Annotated in this window: 15 protein-coding genes; 6 read left to right on the forward strand and 9 right to left on the reverse strand. The window is 61.5% G+C overall.

Annotated features, from left to right (window positions below; all coding sequences use genetic code 11):
• Positions 1–8 precede the first annotated feature (8 nt).
• Positions 9–506 carry a winged helix-turn-helix transcriptional regulator gene (locus QR290_RS17360; protein ID WP_289203194.1) on the reverse strand — a complete coding sequence of 166 codons (498 nt, stop codon included), beginning with the start codon at positions 504–506 and terminating at the stop codon, positions 9–11.
• A gap of 99 nt (positions 507–605) precedes the next feature.
• On the opposite strand from QR290_RS17360, the gene QR290_RS17365 reads away from it, so the two are divergent.
• Complete coding sequence (locus tag QR290_RS17365; RefSeq protein ID WP_115078245.1) at positions 606–1244, forward strand: isochorismatase family cysteine hydrolase; 639 nt, start codon at positions 606–608, stop codon at positions 1242–1244.
• Positions 1241–2806, forward strand: coding sequence for an aldehyde dehydrogenase (NADP(+)) (locus QR290_RS17370; protein WP_289203195.1), 1566 nt, complete (start codon positions 1241–1243; stop codon positions 2804–2806). The genes QR290_RS17365 and QR290_RS17370 overlap by 4 nt, the downstream gene beginning before the upstream one ends.
• 58 nt (positions 2807–2864) lie before the next feature.
• Here QR290_RS17370 and QR290_RS17375 read toward each other — a convergent pair whose 3' ends face one another.
• From QR290_RS17375 to ptrR, 3 genes are all read right to left on the reverse strand, one after another.
• Positions 2865–3293 carry a TOBE domain-containing protein gene (locus tag QR290_RS17375; protein ID WP_289203196.1) on the reverse strand — a complete coding sequence of 143 codons (429 nt, stop codon included), beginning with the start codon at positions 3291–3293 and terminating at the stop codon, positions 2865–2867.
• Between the two features lie 112 nt (positions 3294–3405).
• Positions 3406–4068, reverse strand: coding sequence for a M24 family metallopeptidase (locus QR290_RS17380; protein WP_289203197.1), 663 nt, complete (start codon positions 4066–4068; stop codon positions 3406–3408).
• 88 nt (positions 4069–4156) lie between these two features.
• Complete coding sequence (ptrR, locus tag QR290_RS17385; RefSeq protein WP_115079964.1) at positions 4157–5038, reverse strand: putrescine utilization regulator PtrR; 882 nt, start codon at positions 5036–5038, stop codon at positions 4157–4159.
• A gap of 103 nt (positions 5039–5141) precedes the next feature.
• On the opposite strand from ptrR, the gene QR290_RS17390 reads away from it, so the two are divergent.
• A complete protein-coding gene (locus QR290_RS17390; protein ID WP_289203198.1) occupies positions 5142–6533 on the forward strand; it encodes an aldehyde dehydrogenase family protein in 1392 nt (463 codons plus the stop codon).
• A gap of 120 nt (positions 6534–6653) precedes the next feature.
• Here the strand turns inward: QR290_RS17390 and QR290_RS17395 are convergent, their stop codons facing one another.
• Complete coding sequence (locus tag QR290_RS17395; RefSeq protein ID WP_289203199.1) at positions 6654–7484, reverse strand: oxidoreductase; 831 nt, start codon at positions 7482–7484, stop codon at positions 6654–6656.
• A 130-nt stretch (positions 7485–7614) separates the two neighbouring features.
• Here QR290_RS17395 and QR290_RS17400 point away from each other — a divergent pair, with 130 nt between their 5' ends.
• Positions 7615–8520: a LysR family transcriptional regulator gene (locus tag QR290_RS17400; protein WP_289203200.1), complete on the forward strand. Its 906-nt coding sequence runs from the start codon at positions 7615–7617 to the stop codon at positions 8518–8520.
• Between the two features lie 6 nt (positions 8521–8526).
• On the opposite strand, the gene QR290_RS17405 is transcribed toward QR290_RS17400, so the two are convergent.
• Together QR290_RS17405 and ydiJ are read right to left on the reverse strand one after the other, a co-directional pair.
• A complete protein-coding gene (locus QR290_RS17405) occupies positions 8527–9696 on the reverse strand; it encodes a DUF1624 domain-containing protein (protein WP_289203201.1) in 1170 nt (389 codons plus the stop codon).
• A 115-nt stretch (positions 9697–9811) separates the two neighbouring features.
• Positions 9812–12841 (reverse strand): D-2-hydroxyglutarate dehydrogenase YdiJ, encoded by a 3030-nt coding sequence (ydiJ, locus tag QR290_RS17410; RefSeq protein ID WP_289203202.1) that lies wholly within the window; start codon positions 12839–12841, stop codon positions 9812–9814.
• A 159-nt stretch (positions 12842–13000) separates the two neighbouring features.
• Here ydiJ and QR290_RS17415 point away from each other — a divergent pair, with 159 nt between their 5' ends.
• Complete coding sequence (locus QR290_RS17415) at positions 13001–13885, forward strand: LysR substrate-binding domain-containing protein (RefSeq protein ID WP_289203203.1); 885 nt, start codon at positions 13001–13003, stop codon at positions 13883–13885.
• Between the two features lie 42 nt (positions 13886–13927).
• On the opposite strand, the gene QR290_RS17420 is transcribed toward QR290_RS17415, so the two are convergent.
• Together QR290_RS17420 and QR290_RS17425 are read right to left on the reverse strand one after the other, a co-directional pair.
• Entirely contained in the window at positions 13928–15202 is a 1275-nt protein-coding gene (locus QR290_RS17420; RefSeq protein WP_289203204.1) for a glucarate dehydratase family protein, read from the reverse strand.
• Between the two features lie 24 nt (positions 15203–15226).
• A complete protein-coding gene (locus tag QR290_RS17425) occupies positions 15227–16594 on the reverse strand; it encodes an MFS transporter (RefSeq protein WP_289203205.1) in 1368 nt (455 codons plus the stop codon).
• A 126-nt stretch (positions 16595–16720) separates the two neighbouring features.
• On the opposite strand from QR290_RS17425, the gene QR290_RS17430 reads away from it, so the two are divergent.
• A complete protein-coding gene (locus QR290_RS17430; protein ID WP_064379392.1) occupies positions 16721–17620 on the forward strand; it encodes a LysR substrate-binding domain-containing protein in 900 nt (299 codons plus the stop codon).
• Positions 17621–17727: the final 107 nt, after the last annotated feature.

Here is a 17727-nt window from a genome sequence, read left to right on the forward strand (position 1 = left end):
GGAAGCGTCTATTTCGCCTTGAACGCCTCACGCCGGGCCTGTCGTTCAGCGGCGTACGCCTCTTGCGGCTGGCTGATCAGATCCTCACGGCGCAGCACTTCACCGCAGTGATCGCACAACGGCCCGAGGCCGGCGCTGTGGTTGCAGCTCTTGTGGGTCATGTTCACCGCCAGCCCTTCCTCCGGCGACTTGCACCAGGTCTCGCCCCAGGCGCGTAACGCAATCACCACCGGGTAAAACGCCTCGCCCTTTGCGGTGAGGTGGTACTCATAGCGTTTCGGCCTCTCGTTGTACAAGCGGCGCTCGACCAGCCCGTCCGCCTCCAGGCTTTTCAGACGGGCGGCGACCATCTGCGGCGTACCGCCGGTCTGGGCCAGGATCTCATCGTAGCGATGGCTGCCCATGAACAATTCGCGCAAAACCAGCACCGTCCAGCGGTCGCCGACGATCGCCTCGGCCCGGGAAATCGGGCACAGCGTATCGGGAAGACTATCGTTTACAGCCATCAGGGCTTGCCTCTTTCACAGTTACTATGATTATCATATCAACACGATGCGGGAACAAGCCCTGAGCATCGATCACGCTCATTGCCGGAGTACATCGTCATGTCGAAACCTCTCTATCCACTCGACAGAACCGCCTACCTGCTGGTCGATCCGTACAACGATTTTCTCTCCGACGGCGGCAAGATTTTTCCGCTGATCAAACCGATGGCCGATCAGAACGGCCTGCTCGACAACCTGCGCAAACTCGATCGCGCCGTACGGGCCCTGTCGATTCCGGTCGTCATCGTACCCCATCATCGCTGGGTCAAAGGGGACTACGAAAACTGGGATCATCCCACTCCCACCCAACAAAAGATCATGCACATGCACCACTTTTCGCGCGGTGAATGGGGCGGTGAATGGCATCCGGATTTCGCGCCGAAGGACGGCGACATCGTGGTTCAGGAACACTGGGGCTCCAGCGGCTTCGCCAATACCGACCTGGATTTTCGCCTGAAACAGCAAGGCATCACCCACGTAATCATCGTTGGGCTGCTGGCCAATACCTGCATCGAAGCCACCGCGCGCTACGCATCGGAACTCGGCTATCACGTCACGCTGGTGCGCGATGCCACCGCCGCATTCAAAGAGGAAATGATGCACGCCGCCCACGAACTCAACGGCCCGACGTTCGCCCATGTCATCACCACCACGGACGAACTGATCGCCAGCCTTCAGTCCCAGGGTGAAGCGAAATGATTCTGACCGGCCACCTGCTGATTGGCGCCGCTGACGTGCCCGCCACCGAGGGCACGATGAAAGCGCTGAACCCGGCAACCAACCAATTGATAGAACCGGAATTCGCCTTCGGCGATGCAGCGCAGGTCGATCAGGCGGCAACCCTCGCCGACGCGGCCTTCGACAGCTACAGCCACACTTCGCTGGCCGACCGTGCAGCGTTTCTCGAAAGCATCGCCGACAACCTCGACGCCGTCCGTGAGGAACTGGCCGCCCGTGCCGCGCTGGAAACCGGTCTGCCTCAGGCGCAGCTCGAAGGCGAAACCGCCCGGGCCGCGACCCAGTTCCGCCAGTTCGCCGACGTGGTGCGCAAGGGACGCTTTCTGCAACTGGCCATCGACCCGGCGCAACCTGATCGCCAGCCGCGACCTCGGATGGATCATCGCCTGCAGAAAGTCGCCATCGGCCCGGTAGCGATCTTCGGTGCGAGCAACTTTCCGATCTCCTATTCGGTGGCCGGCGGCGATACCGCGTCAGCTCTTGCGGCCGGTGCGACGGTGATTCTCAAGGCGCATAACGCGCATCCCGGGGCCTCGGAAATCCAGGCTCGCGCGATCCGCAAAGCGGTGCAGATGCATGGCTTGCACGAGGGTGTTTTCTCCATGGTGCGCGGTGGCGGCAATGCCATAGGTGAGGCACTGGTCGATCATCCTTTGATTAAAGCGGTGACGTTCACAGGTTCGGAGGTGGGCGGTATGGCGCTTTATCGCCGCGCTCAATTACGGCCTGATCCGATTCCGGTGTTCACCGAAATGACCAGCGTCAACCCGACGTTCATTCTGCCCGCAGCGCTGTCCGCGCGTGGCGGTGAGATCGGCGATGGTTTTATCGAGCGGATGCTGGTCAACGTCGGGCAAGCCTGTCTGTGTCCGTCGATCCTGATCGCGGTCGAGGGTGAAGGTCTGCAAGCGCTGCGCAGCGCCATGATCAAGCGGGTCAGCGCAGCGCCAGCACGCACGATGTTGACGCCGGGGATTCACGGTTCATACGTCAAAGGACTGGTGGCGATGGAAAGCGTGGGGGCTAATCTGGTGGCGGTCGGCGCACCGGCGGATGGCCAGTTTGAGGGACGCTCGGCGCTGTTGGAAGTTGACGGCCAACGCCTGCTCAGCGAACCGGCGCTGGCCTATGAAGTGTTCGGCCCGGCGGCGTTGTTGGTAACGGTCAACGATGAAGAAGAGTTGCTGGCGGTCGCCCGTTCATTCAAGGGTCAACTGAGCGCAGCCATTCACCTTGAAGACCGCGATCTGGATCTGGCCCGGCGTCTGCTGCCGATCCTCGAACGCCGCACCGGACGCATCGTGGTCAACGCCTTCGCCCATCCGCAGGAAGTGACCTTCGCCACCGTGCACGGCGGGCCGTTCCCGGCCACCTCGGACAGTCGCTTCACCTCGGTCGGCATGACCTCGATCGAGCGATTCTTGCGGCCGGTGGCGTATCAGGGCTTTCCCGATGCGTTGTTGCCGGAAGTGTTGCGCGACGGTAATCCACTCGCCCTGCCCCGCATTATCGACGGCCAATAAAAAATGCCCGGTTCGGCGAATCACCGAACCGGGCATTTTTATCGAGTCACCGGTTTGATCAGGCCGGCATACCCAGAATGATGTGCGAAGCCTTGATCACCGCCGTGGCGCTGACGCCAGCCGCCAGACCCAGTTCGTTCACCGCATCACGGGTCACGATCGAATAAACTTTCGAACCGCCTGCCAGCTCGATCACCACTTCGGCGTTGACCGCGCCATCGGTCACGCTCAGCACCTTGCCTTGCAGGCAGTTGCGGGCCGACAGGCGAATGTCGCTGGATTCGGTCATCAGCATCACCCAGGGCGCCTTGACCAGGGCAACGGCTTCCTTGCCCACCGCAATACCCAGGCTCTTGAGGCTGGCCAGGGTCACGACCGCAACCAGCTTCTCGCCGCCCGGCAGGGTCAGGACAACTTCGGCGTTGACCGAGCCTTCCTGAACCTGGCTGACCTGACCTTTGAACACGTTGCGGGCACTGACTTTCATTATGGACGTCCTTTTGTTGACTTTGGAGTTAGGAAATGGGCTGCATCATCGGAGCAAGCGCTATGTAGTTACAACTATAGCGCTGCACCTGAATGAACATTGATTCCTGACTCTAGATCAACAAGTCCTCATAGAAAGCACCGTACGGAAGCTCAGGGTGTTCGATCTGGATTTCCAGTATCCACACGCCGGCATTCGGAGCCTGATCGAAGTCCCCCAGATTGCCGCCCCGATAAATCGCATGAGGAAAATCGCTGACCCGGTGGCCCTTGATGTCCAGATTCAGCTTCCAGCCCATGGCTTCGGCCTGATCGGTGGCGTAACGATACAGCTCGACACCGGTCACGCCCTGACGCCAGAAGGCTTCAACCTTGTCGAAGAGTTCTTTGGACGCTGCCGCACAAGCGACCATTTGCGGATCGGAACCGGTAACGAACGTCGCCCCGGCATCACCTTCGTGGCCTTCCCAGACCACGCCCATATCGATGAAGAAAATGTCTTCGTCGCCCAAAACCGGATCGCCGTCGGAACGCTCCTTGAAGGTCTTCAGCGTGTTGGCGCCGAAGCGGATCAGCAGCGGATGCCAGATCCGGTCCATGCCCAGTTCGACGAGAATTTCTTTACCCCGTGCATGGGCTTCCGATTCGCGCATGCCGGGTTTGATCACCTTGGCGATCTCGTCCACGGCCTTCCAGGTCAACTGCTGGGCGTGGCGCATGGTTTCCAGCACAAAACGCTCACCTACCGCTTCTTTCCCGCTCAGGGCTGTGGTCATCGCTGATTCCTTCTGGCTAATCGCTTGCGCTGTATAGTTTTTTATATTGCGAAACAGGACGCCTAAGATACAACCATGACACAACGTGTCAATTCTCTTCTGCGCGCACCACACCGCGCTCTTCCAGCAAACGCACAAACATGCTCAGACTGCGCGAAACCGTACCCCGCCGCCATACCAGCCACGTCGTCAGATAGCGGAAATCCGACGTCAGCGGCCAGACACTCACCGTCGCGCAACCGGGCATGCTCTGCAGCATGCTGCGCGGCATCAAAGCCAGACCGGCACCTGCGCTGACACAGGCGAGCATGCCGTGATAGGACTCCATTTCAAAAATCTTGCCCGGCACGGCTGCGTCGGTGCTGAACCATTTTTCGAAGTGATGGCGATAGGAACAATTCGAGCGGAATGCATAGATGTTCTCGCCGTTCACGTCCGCAGCGCGCTGGATCGGCCCGTGGTGCAGCGGCGAGATGATGACCATTTCCTCTTCGAATGCCGGAATGCCTTCCAGCGCCGGGTGCAGGACCGGGCCGTCGACGAATGCAGCCGCCAGACGCCCGGAAAGCACGCCGTCGATCATCGTGCCGGACGGCCCGGTCGACAGGTCCAGATCGACCTTCGGGTGTTGCTGGTTATAGGTCGCCAGCAAACCGGGAATCCGCACCGCCGCCGTACTTTCCAGCGAGCCCAAGGGAAATGCGCCTTGCGGTTCCTCGCCGGCCACTGTGGCGCGCGCTTCCTGGACCAGATCAAGAATGCGCCGCGCGTATTCGAGAAAACTCCAGCCAGCCGGCGACAGGCGCAAGCGGCTTTTCTCGCGGATGAACAGGTCGACGCCCAGGTCTTCCTCCAACTGCTTGATGCGGGTCGTCAGGTTCGACGGCACGCGATGGATCTGCGCTGCCGCCGCGCTGATGCTGCCGTGCTCGGCAACGGCCTTGAAGATTTCCAGTTGCACCAGATCCACAGTCATTCTCCAATCGTGAAAGAAACGCTCTTTATTATTCAGTTTCCAGAAACCAAATGCCACCCTACTCTGAGCGCATCCACTGACCTCGCAGGACGATGCCATGAGCCCGATTTCCAGCCAGACCCACGCCATCTCGATCAACCCCGCCACCGGCGAGCCGATCGGTCACTACGCTTTCGAATCCGCCGAAGCCCTCGACGCTGCGCTGACCCGCGCCGCGTTCGGCTTCAACAAGTGGAAACGCAAACCGCTGCAGGATCGCTCCCGCGCCCTGACCGCGCTGGCCGGTGCGCTGCGTGACAGCAGCGAAGCCATGGCCACCATGATCACCCGGGAAATGGGCAAGCCGATCGCACAGGCCCGTGGCGAAATCGAGAAATGCGCCAAGCTCTGCGAGTGGTACGCCGAACACGGTCCGGCCATGCTCAACGCCGAAGCGACGCTGGTCGAAGGCGGCAAGGCGCGCATCGAATACCGTCCGCTCGGCCCGATCCTCGCCGTGATGCCGTGGAACTTCCCGATCTGGCAAGTGCTGCGCGGCGCCGTCCCGGCGCTGATCGCCGGCAACACCTACGTGCTCAAGCATGCGCCGAACGTGATGGGTAGCGCCTATCTGTTGCGCGACGCCTTCACCCGCGCCGGTTTTGCCGATGGCGTGTTTGAAGTAATCAACGTCACTCCGGAAGGCGTGTCCAGCGCCATTGCTGACCCGCGCATTGCTGCCGTAACCCTGACCGGCAGCGTCCGCGCCGGCATGGCCATCGGCGCACAGGCCGGTGCCGCGCTGAAGAAATGCGTACTGGAACTGGGCGGTTCCGACCCGTTCATCGTGCTCAACGACGCCAATATCGACGAAGCCGTGCAAGCGGCGGTGATCGGTCGTTACCAGAACTCAGGGCAAGTCTGCGCCGCCGCCAAACGCCTGATCATCGAAGAAGGCGTGGTCGAAGAATTCACCCGCAAATTCGTCGAAGCCACTCGCCAGTTGAAGATGGGCGATCCGTTGTCCGCCGACAACTACATCGGCCCGATGGCTCGCTTCGATCTGCGTGACGAACTGGATCAACAAGTACGCGACACCCTCGAAGAAGGCGCCACCCTGCTGCTCGGCGGTGGCAAGGCCCAAGGCCCGGGCAACTACTACGAGCCGACCGTGCTGGCGGACGTCACCGATCGCATGACCTCGTTCAAACAGGAACTGTTCGGCCCGGTGGCCTCGATCATCACCGCCCGCGATTGCGCTCATGCCGTGGCCCTGGCCAACGACAGCGAGTTCGGTCTGACTGCCACGATCTACACCGCCAACGTCGCCCTGGCCCAGCAACTGACCAGCGAACTGGAAACCGGCGGCGTGTTCATCAATGGCTACTCCGCCAGCGACCCGCGCGTGACCTTCGGTGGCGTGAAGAAAAGCGGTTTCGGCCGCGAACTGTCGCACTTCGGCGTTCGCGAGTTCTGCAATGCGCAGACGGTGTGGCTGGATCGCCGCTGATCCGGTCGATCCGATAAACACTGTGGGAGCGGGCTTGCCCGCGAAGAGGGAGTGTCAGTTTCCGTTTAAGGTGCCTGACATTCCGCCTTCGCGGGCAAGCCCGCTCCCACAGGTCTTGTTTCAGTCCTTGAAATCCGTGGACAGCGCCAGCTCATTCCACTCGGCCAACTCCTGCGCCACCAAGCGGTTCTTCGCCTCGATCCGCGCAATCGTGTCGCTGCCCAGCGCCAGCCGCTGCGGCGGGTTCGGTGCGTTGACCAGCGCCAGCATCGCTTCGGCAAACTTCAGCGGATCGCCTGGCTGGGCATGGTTGGCCGCTTCGGCAAAGGTGCGCATCTTGCCGACGGTTTCGTCGTAGTCCGGCAGCACCAGTGCGGTCTTGATCAGCGATTGCTCGTCGAGGAAGTCGGTGCGGAAGAAGCCCGGTTCGACCACCGTGGCATGAATGCCCAGCGGCGCCAGTTCCTGATGCAGCGCCTCGCTGATGCCTTCCACCGCGAACTTGGTCGAGCCGTAGACGCCCCAGCCCATGTAAGCCTGATAACCGCCAATCGACGAGATATTGATGACCCGTCCACTGCGCTGGGCGCGCATGTGTGGCAACACGGCGCGGGTGACGTTGAGCAGACCGAACACGTTGGTAGCGAACAGGCGCTCGGTTTCGCTGGCGCTGGTTTCCTCGACGGCGCCCAACACGCCGAAGCCGGCATTGTTGATCAGCACGTCGATGCGGCCAAAGCGCTTGATGCCTTCTGCCACCGCTTGGTGGGCTTCTTCTTCGCGAGTGACATCCAGGCGCACCGCCAGCAGGTTCGGGTGATCGCCGAGGCGGTCGGTGATGTCTTGCGGGTTGCGGGCGGTGGCAATCACCGCGTCACCGGCACGCAGGGCCTGTTCAGCGATAAGGGTGCCAAAACCACGGGAAGCTCCGGTAATCAGCCAGGTACGCATATCAACTCCTCCTGTCGGTGACCCTGGCGAGATTGCCGGGCCTTCTTGATGAGTTGAGTCGACTTTAAAGCCGTGCTACTGATGTGATAATCCCAACAAATTTGCATGACTTTGTGAAAGGTGTTCACAAATGAAAAATCCGTCCACGGCGGACCTGTCGATCTTTCTCAGCATCGCCCAGCACCTGAATTTCAGCCGTGCGGCGGTGGATCTGGGACTGACGCCGTCGGCCCTGAGCCATTCATTGCGAGCGCTGGAAAATCGCCTCGGCGTGAGGCTTTTCAATCGCACCACCCGCAGTGTGGCGCTGACCGAGGCGGGCGAGCGTTTATATGCGCGGCTCAAACCGGCGTTTCGCGACATCGACGACGCGCTCGAAGACCTCAATCACTTTCGCGACAAACCTTCCGGCAACCTGCGCATCACTGCCGGGCGCCAGGCGTGCGAGCTGGTGCTGCTGCCGATCGCCGGGGCGTTCCTGCAGGCCTACCCGGACATTCGCCTGGAAGTGGTCGAGAGCGATGCGCTGCTGGATATCGTCGCCGGCGGTTTTGATGCCGGGGTGCGGTTCGGCAATCGGCTGGAGGCGGACATGGTGTCGCTGCCGATCGGCCCGAATCTGCGTTCGGTGGTGGTCGCCTCGCCAGAGTTTCTGGAACGGCACGTCGCACCGCAAAAACCCGAAGATCTGCACGCCCTGCCCTGCATTCGTCACCGCTTTCCCAGCGGCGCGCTGTATCGCTGGGAATTCGAGCGAGGCGGAATCGTTCAGGAAATAGAGGTCAACGGCCCGCTGACCCTGGGCGATGTCAGCCTGATGATCGGCCCCGCGTTGCAGGGTCTGGGACTGGCCTATGTGTTCGAGGACATGGCCCGGGAACACCTGGCGAGCGGGCGGCTGGTGCAGGTGCTGGCGGACTGGTGCCCGTTCTATCCCGGCCTGCATTTGTACTACCCGAGCCGACGCCACGTACCGGCACCGCTCAAGGCGTTTATCGATTTCGCCCGCAATGCCCGCGAAGGCAAAACGGGCTGAGCCGTTCTACAGATATTTCAACCAGGCAATGTCGCGGCGCCGGGCCTTCAGTGCGGAGAACCAGCGCACAGCCGGGAACAACGTGACCGCCAATACCATCGCCGCCAGCCACACCGCCGTCACCGATGAAAAGCCGAAATAAGTTCCCTGATTAAGACCGAACAGCGCTACGCCGATCAGGTACAGCACCTTCAGCGCATACAGGTGCAGCAGGTAAAAAAACATCGGCGCCGAGCCGAACACGGTCAGCCAGCGAATCCAGCGCCGATCCTGCGCACGCTCGAACACCAGCAACAGCAGCAGCCCGACACTCACCGTCAACGTGATGAACAGCAGCGACGGCGGGTATTTGGTGATGTTGAAAAAGCTCATCAGGGTTTGCAGACCGCTGTCACCGAAGGCCCAGGGTTTCTCGCCGTAACCGTTGACCAGCCGCAGCGCCACGAACCCCAATAGCCCGGCGACGCCACCGATCAGCAAACGACGCTGGCGTACGCCGGCATCGGCCACGCGAGCGAACCAAGGCCCCAGCGCGTAACCCAGACCGATCACGCCGATCCACGGCAACAACGGGTACGAGGTTCGCAGGCGCAAGCTCTCGCTGACTTCAATCCAGCCCCGGTCATGCAGGATCGCCCACGGCACGTGCAGTGCCGACTCGGTTGCGAAATGCAGTCCATCGAGCAGGTTATGCCCGGCGATGATCGTCAGGCTCAGCGTCAACAACAGCCAGCGTGGCAGCCAGACCAGCAGCGACAGCGCGATCATGCTCAGGCCGATCGCCCAGATCACTTGCAGGTAGATCACGGTCGGTGGCAGCTGGAACGTCCAGGCGAAATTCACCAGGGTGAATTCGAGCGCCACCAGGAACAAACCACGCTTGAACAGGAAGGCACTGACGTCAGCCTTGCCGTCGTACTTTTCCCCGAACAACCACGCCGACAACCCGGTCAGCAGCACGAACACCGGCGCGCACAAATGCGCCAGGGTGCGGCTGAAAAACAGCGCCGGCTCTGTGCTGGCGATGTCCATCGGGTCGCTGACCTGACGATGCAGCAGAAAGGTTTCGCGCACGTGGTCCAGCAACATGAACAGAATGACCAGGCCACGCAGCGCATCAATGGACAGCAACCGGCCAGTCGCCGAGGGGGCAGAACGGGGAACTGCAATCGTCATGGAGGTATCGCAATCGAAAGGTTGATCGATGCAGCCGCCCGAACGCGGCCGCACAATTTGCGTTACCTTATAACATGAAAAATCGATCCAATCGCCAGCGGTTCTCAAACAGCGATCAGGCCGTGCGCAGGGTTTCCAGCACGACCTGCAACGGATGACGCAGCTGTTGATCGGCCTGGCGCTTGACCTGACTGCGGCAGGAATAGCCGGTGGCCAGCGCCTCGCCCTTCTCCGCCGGCGCCTCGATCTGCTTCGCCCAGGATTGCTCGTAGATCACCGCCGAGGTTTCGCGATTGCGCGCTTCGTGTCCGTAAGTGCCGGACATGCCGCAGCAACCGGTGGCCTGGGTCGCCAGCTTCAGGCCGACACGCTCGAACACCTGTTCCCACTGCCGGGTCGCGGCCGGGGCGTTGGTTTTTTCGGTGCAGTGCGCCAGCAGGCGGAAGGTGTCGTCGCGGCGCTGATCGGCTTGCTCCGGCATGACCTTGAGCAGCCACTCCTGCACCAGCGCCACCTCCGGGCATTTCTCCATCCCCGGCACTTTCAGATATTCCTGGCGATAAACCAGGGTCATCGCCGGGTCGAGCCCCACCAACGGCACTCCGACCTCGGCCAGTGCGCGCAATTGCCCGGCATTGCGCAACGCCGCGCGATTGAACGCCGACAGGAAGCCCTGCACATGCAGCGGCTTGCCGTTGGCGCTGAACGGTGCCAGGTAGACCTGATAGCCGAGACGCGAAATCAACTCGATCAGATCCGCCAGCAGCGGCGCCTCGAAATACCGGGTGAACGCGTCCTGCACCAGTACCACGCTGCGTTCCCGTTGTGCCAGGGTCAGCGCCGAAAGTACCTCGACCGACGCAGGCTGAACCTGCCAGCGGCGCATCGCCGCGTGGAAATCGAAACGGCTGAGCAACGGCACATCGACCATGCCACCCAGACGCTCGATCAAGCGACGGCTGAACGAGGCGCCCATCAAGCCGTTATAGAGAAACGGAATCCGCGCCATGTACGGAATCGTGTACTCCAGCGAGGCAATCAGATAATCCCGCGCCGGCCGCAGATAACGGGTGTGATACAGCTCGAGAAACCGCGAGCGGAAGTCCGGTACGTTGACCTTCACCGGGCACTGCCCCGCGCAGGACTTGCACGCCAGGCAACCGGCCATGGCGTCGTACACCTCGTGGGAGAAGTCCTGTTCCTGCGCACGGCTGTTGCGCCAGCGCTGCAACAATGTGCTGAAAAACGGCGGGCGGCGGCTGGCATCGGCCAACACATCGACACCCGCCTCGCCCTGCAAACGCAGCCATTCGCGAATCAGCGAGGCGCGCCCCTTGGGTGATTGCGCGCGCTGGCGGGTGGCTTTCCACGACGGGCACATGGCGTCGTCGGGATCGAAGTTGTAGCAGGCGCCGTTGCCGTTGCAGTGCATGGCCGCGCCGTAGTCCTGCCAGACTTTTTCGTCGATCTGCCGATCGAGTTCACCGCGCAGGGTCACTTCGTCGATCTTCAACAACGCCGCGTCGGGAATATTCGGCGTGGCGATCTTGCCGGGGTTGAACTGGTTGAACGGATCGAACGCCGCCTTCAAGGCTTGCAGCGCCGGGTACAAATCACCGAAAAAGGCTGGGGCGTATTCCGAACGCAGGCCCTTGCCATGCTCGCCCCACAGCAGACCGCCGTAACGCTGGGTCAGCGCGGCGACGCCGTCCGAAACGGGACGCACCAGTGCGGCTTGTTGCGGATCCTTCATGTCGAGAATCGGCCGCACGTGCAGCACGCCGGCATCGACGTGGCCGAACATGCCGTATTGCAGCTTATGGCTGTCGAGCAGGTCGCGCAGTTCGGCGATGTACTCGGCGAGGTGTTGCGGCGGCACGGCAGTATCTTCGACAAAAGGCTGCGGCCGCGCTTCACCGGCGACGTTGCCGAGCAAGCCCACTGCGCGTTTGCGCATGCCGTAAACACGATTCACCGCCGCATGCCCAACGGCCAGCGTGTGGCCCAGGCGCTCGACCGTGGCGTCGTTGCCCAAGTGCTGGACGAACGCCTCGACCCGGCCTTGCAGTTCCTCGGGATCGTCGCCGCAGAATTCCACCAGGTTGATCCCCAGCGTCGGCCGCTCGGCGCTTTCCGGGAAGTATTCGGCGACGCCGTGCCAGACGATGTCCTGCATCGCCAGCAACAGCACCTTGGAGTCGACGGTTTCGATCGACAGCGGTTTGAGCGCCATCAACGCCCGGGCATCGCGCAACGCGTCCATGAAGCCGGCGTAGCGAATGTTCACCAGCATCGTGTGCTTGGGGATCGGCAACACGTTGAGCTTGGCCTCGACCACAAACCCCAGCGAACCTTCAGCGCCGCACAGCACGCTGTTGAGGTTGAAACGGTTGTCGGCCTCGCGCAGGTGCGCCAGGTCGTAGCCGGTCAGGCAGCGGTTGAGATCGGGGAAGGTTTCCCGGATCAGCTCGCCCTGCTCGTCGATGATCTGCCGCGCGCAGCGATATACCTCGCCGGCCCGGCCCTCGCGGGCGCATTCCGCTGCCAGCTCGCTTTCTTCCAATGGACGACCGTGCAAGCGCTCGCCACCGCGCAGGACCATGTGCAGTTCCAGCACGTGGTCGCGGGTCTTGCCGTAGGTGCAACTGCCCTGGCCGCTGGCGTCGGTGTTGATCATGCCGCCGACGGTGGCGCGGTTCGAGGTCGACAGTTCCGGGGCGAAAAACAGCCCGGCGGATTTCAGCGCAGCGTTCAGTTGATCCTTCACCACGCCGGCCTGCACCCGCACCCAACGCTGTTCAACGTTGATTTCGAGGATGCGGTTCATGTGCCGCGACAGGTCGACGACGATGCCGTCGGTCAACGACTGGCCGTTGGTGCCGGTGCCGCCACCGCGAGGCGTGATCACGACTTTCTGGTAAGCCGGTTCGGCGATCAGGCGCGCCAGCAGCGCCACGTCGTCGGCGTCACGCGGGAATACCGCCGCTTGCGGCAAGCGCTGATAGATCGAGTTGTCAGTGGCCAGCACCACGCGGCTGGCGTAGTCGGTACTGATTTCGCCACGAAAACCGTTGGCTTCAAGGGCTTTGAGAAACTGTTGGTAATCGGTGTTCAACGCAGTGGAAGGCGAAAGCTGGGCAATCATCGGGCGTGCAATCTCGGTCAAAAACGGGCCGTGTGGCGGTGAACAGTTGTGCGCAATGAATGATTGCGTCACGCTCCCGCCATCTCATAGGCCTTATGTTCATTGCAGAGCGATGTCGGGACAACCGTAAAATCAACCCGTAATCCATGACTAAAACGAATGAATCCGCGAACCCTCACTCCCTCGATGTCGTTGCTGTTGGCGTTTGAAGCCGCCGCACGCCATGAAAGCTACACCCGCGCCGCCCACGAACTGTCATTGACCCAGAGCGCGGTCAGTCGTCAGGTGCAGATTCTGGAAAAGATGCTCGGCATGCGCCTGTTCAGCCGCGAAGGCCGGCGGGTGATCCTCACCGACGTCGGGCGCATTTACCAACGCGAACTGTCCGAAGCCCTCGGCCAGATTCGCAGCGCGACGTTGCAGGCTATGGCGTTTGGCTCGGGTATCCACAGTTTGCGCCTGGCGACGCTGCCGACGTTCGGCTCCAAATGGCTGCTGCCGCGCTTGAAGGATTTCTACACCGCGCACCCCGGCATGACGGTGCACCTGCATTCGCGCATCGAAACCATCGACTTCGACACCAGCGAAATCGACGCGGCGATTTGCGTCGGCGGCGGCGACTGGCCGGGGCTGACCGCCCACCGTTTGCATACCGAAGAACTGGTGGTGATTGCCAGCGCGCAGCTGACCGATGCCGAGCGTCGTGCGGCTGACAAGGACATTGCCGGGCAACTGCTGCTCAATGTCAGCAGCAACGCCCAAGCCTGGTCCGAGTGGTTCAGCCATCACGCCCTGCCCCATCGCAGCATGCGCATCGGCCCGAGTTTCGAGATGACCTCGCACTTGATCCAGGCCGTGCGCGCCAACATCGGTATCGGGCTGGTGCCGAGAATTCTGGTGGAGGATGAGCTGCACAACGGTGAGTTGCTGCAACTCGGCGAACCGATCAGCAGCCGGCGCAGCTATTACCTGGTGTACCCGGCGCGCAATGAGTCGCTGGCATCGCTGAAGGCGTTTCGTGACTGGTTGATGCGTACGCTCTGAAACAACGGAGGGCGCCGTTTGGCGCCCTCCGGTCTTGCTCAATCAGAATCGCGGCTTCAGCGCTTTCCAGTCAGGTTTGTAGCGCTGCATCTGCCGCACATCATCGCGCTGGCGAATGCCGCAAGTCAGGTACTGATCATGCAGCTTGCCCAGTTGATCGTGATCCAACTCCAACCCCAAACCCGGTGCACGAGTGATCTTCACGCAGCCATCGACGATCGGCAGCTTGCCGCCCTTGATCACCTCTTCATCCGGTTCCTGCCACGGGTAGTGGGTGTCGCAGGCGTAGTCCAGATTCGGCACCGCAGCCGCCATGTGCGCCATCGCCATCAGGCTGATGCCCAGGTGTGAATTGGAATGCATCGACACGCCGAGACCGAAGGTGTCGCACATTTTCGCCAGGGTCTGGGTGTCGCGCAGACCGCCCCAGTAATGGTGATCGGCGAGGACAATCTGCACGCTGTTCAACGCGACGCTGCGGCGGAACTCGTCGAAATCGGTGACCACCATATTGGTAGCCAGCGGCAGTCCAGTGCGTTTGTGCAGCTCGGCCATCCCTTCGAGGCCCGGGGTCGGATCTTCGTAATACTGCAGATCATCACCCAGCGACTCAGCCATACGGATCGAGGTTTCCAGCGACCAGTTACCGTTGGGATCGATGCGCAGCGGGTAACCGGGAAAGGCCTTTTTCAGCGCCTTGATGCACGCCACTTCGTGCTCCGGCGGCAGCGTGCCAGCCTTGAGCTTGATGCTCTTGAAACCGTACGCCTCAATCATTCGCGCGGCCTGGGCGACGATCTGCTGCTCGTTCAGCGCCTCGCCCCAGTTGTCCGGTTTGTACGGAGAATCGACGTGCTGTGCGTACTTGAAAAACAGATAGGCGCTGAACGGCACCTCATCGCGCACCGCACCACCCAGCAGATCTACCAACGGCACGTTCAGGTAGCGAGCCTGCAAGTCGAGAAACGCCACTTCGAACGCCGAATACGCGTTGCTGACGGCCTTGCTGGCGTGGGAACCGGGGGCGAGTTCAGCCCCCGCCAGAGTGGCCGGTTTGTTGGCAGCGACCGTGGCCTGAACGATCCGACGTAACTGATTGAGGTTGAACGGATCGAGGCCGATCAACTGCGACTGCAACTGCTGCTGGATCGCCAGCGCCGGGGCATCGCCATAGCTTTCGCCGAGACCGATGTAGCCGTTGTCGCTCTCGATCTCGATGATCGAGCGCAGGGCGAACGGTTCGTGGATGCCACTGGCGTTGAGCAGCGGCGGATCGCGGAAGGCAATCGGAGTGACGGTTACGCGAGTGATTTTCAAAATGACGCTCCTGTTGAGTCGGAATCAGTGGCTCGCCACCGGGTTGGCCGTCGGCGCAACGGCGGTTTCAGGTTCAGGCTTTGCCGAGTTTTTGCCTTTGGCGCCGGGCGCCATGCGGGCGAAGAAAATCACTACCGCCGCTACCAGCGAAGTCGCGGCGAGGCCATACAGACCGCCCTCGATAGAGCCAGTGGTCTGTTCCAGAAAGCCAAACGCGGTCGGTGCAACGAAGCCGCCGAGGTTGCCGATGGAGTTGATCAGCGCGATCACCGCCGCTGCGATACGCGCATCCAGATAGCTTTGCGGAATCGGCCAGAACAGTGCCGAAGCCGCCTTGAAACCGATGGCCGCGAAACAGATGGCGACGAAGGCGAAAATCGGCCCGCCAGTGGTGGACATGAACATGCCGAATGCGGCGATCACCAGAGTAAGAGCGACCCAGGCCTGCTGGAATTTCCACTTGCCGGCCATCGCCGCAAAGCCGTACATCGCAACGATGGAAATGATCCACGGCACCGAGTTCAACAGCCCGACCTGGAAGTCGCCGAGGTTGCCCATTTTCTTGATCATGCTCGGCAGCCAGAAGGTGGCGCCGTAGATGGTCAGGGCGATGGAGAAGTAGATGAAGCAGAACAGCGCGATCTGCCGGTCCGCCAACAGTTTGAACATCGAAGGTCTGGCGACGTGGGTTGCTTCGCGGGCACGTTGTTCCTCGGCGATTGCCGTCACCAGCGCCTCACGCTCTTCCTCGCTCAGCCACTTGGCCTGGCGCGGATGGGATTGCAGCCAGAACCAGACGAACCCGCAGAGCACCACCGAGGCGGCGCCTTCGATCAGGAACATCCACTGCCAGCCGTGCATGCCCAGCCCGCTGATGTGCAACAGCGCGCCGGATACCGGACCGGAAATCACCGACGCGATCGCCGAACCGCTGAGGAACACCGCCATGGTTTTGCCACGCTCCGAGGCTGGCAGCCATTGGGTGAAGTAATAAATGATCCCCGGGAAGAACCCGGCCTCGGCAGCGCCCAATATGAAGCGCAACACATAGAAACTGGTTTCACCCTTGACGAACGCCATGGCCATCGCGGCGGCGCCCCAGGTGAACATGATCCGCGTCAGCCAGACACGCGCACCGTAGCGTTGCAGAAGCATGTTGGACGGCACTTCAAACAAGGCGTAACCGATGAAAAACAGACCGGCGCCAAGGCCATAGGCAGCAGCACCGATACCCAGATCGGTTTCCAGATGGCTGCGCACGAAACCGATGTTGACCCGGTCGATGTAGTTGACGATGAACATCACCACGAACAGCGGCAGCACATGGCGCTTGACCTTGGCGGCGGCGCGGGCGAGTACCGTGATGTCCGGCGGACTCTGAAGGGTATTCAAGGGGCGACTCCCGATCTTTGTTTTTGTAGGGATAGCGGTGGCCTTTGAGGCGTAAAGCGATCATGGACGGGGCAATTGATCCCGTCTAATCTAACTTGGCATTCGATTGATACCTGGATTAGATCAATGTTCGAACTGACCCAACTGCGCTGCTTCACCACCGTCGCCACCGAACTCAACTTCCGTCGTGCCGCCGAGCGGTTGAACATGACTCAGCCGCCACTGAGCCGGCAGATCCAGTTGCTCGAGCATCATCTGGGTGTCGAACTGTTCACCCGCAGTACGCGCAGCGTGGCACTCACGGCTGCCGGCCGGGCGTTTTTCATCGAGGCGCAGAATCTGCTCGAACGCGCCCAGCAAGCCGCCGTCACCGCTCGGCGTTTTGCCGAGGGTGATATCGGTTCGGTGAACATCAGTTTTGTCGGCAGCGCGGTGTACGAATTTCTGCCCAAGGTCATCGCCGAAGCTCGGCTCAAGCAGCCGCAGGTGAAGATCGACCTGACCGAAATGAACACCTACCAGCAACACGAAGCCCTGCGGGCCCGGCGCATCGATCTGGGCATCGTCCGTGCGCCGTTGCTGGAACCGGGTTATGCCACTGAATGCCTGGTGCGTGAGCCGTTTGTGCTGGCAGTGCCGAGTGGTCATCGACTGGCCGAGGCTGACGACGTTTCAGTGAAGGATCTGGATGGGCAGCCGTTCCTGATGTATTCCCACGCGGCCTATCCGCCGTTCAACGAATTGCTGACCGGCATGCTGCGTTCGGCCCGGGTCGCTCCGGATTACGTGCAGTGGCTGGGTTCTTCGTTGACGATTCTGGCGCTGGTCAACGCGGGCATGGGCCTGGCGCTGGTGCCGCGTTGCGCGACCAGTGTGGTGTTCAGGAATGTGGTGTTTCGCGAGATCGATCTGGGCGAAGGGGTGCAGAGCGAGCTGCATCTGATCTGGCGGGAGAACAACGACAACCCGGCGTTTGCGATGCTGCTGGAGGGCATTCGCCGGGCGGTGAAGGATGGATGGGGTTAAGAGCGGGCTTGCGGTGATGGGGGGTACTTCAGCGGTGGGGGTGCCTTTGGGCCCGTGATCAATGGTTTCTCCAACAGCTTCCCGTCGGCCCCTACGAAAAGTCGCTC

This window comes from Pseudomonas fluorescens (genome assembly GCF_030344995.1).
In the GTDB taxonomy this organism is placed as follows: Bacteria; Pseudomonadota; Gammaproteobacteria; order Pseudomonadales; family Pseudomonadaceae; genus Aquipseudomonas; species Aquipseudomonas fluorescens_BF.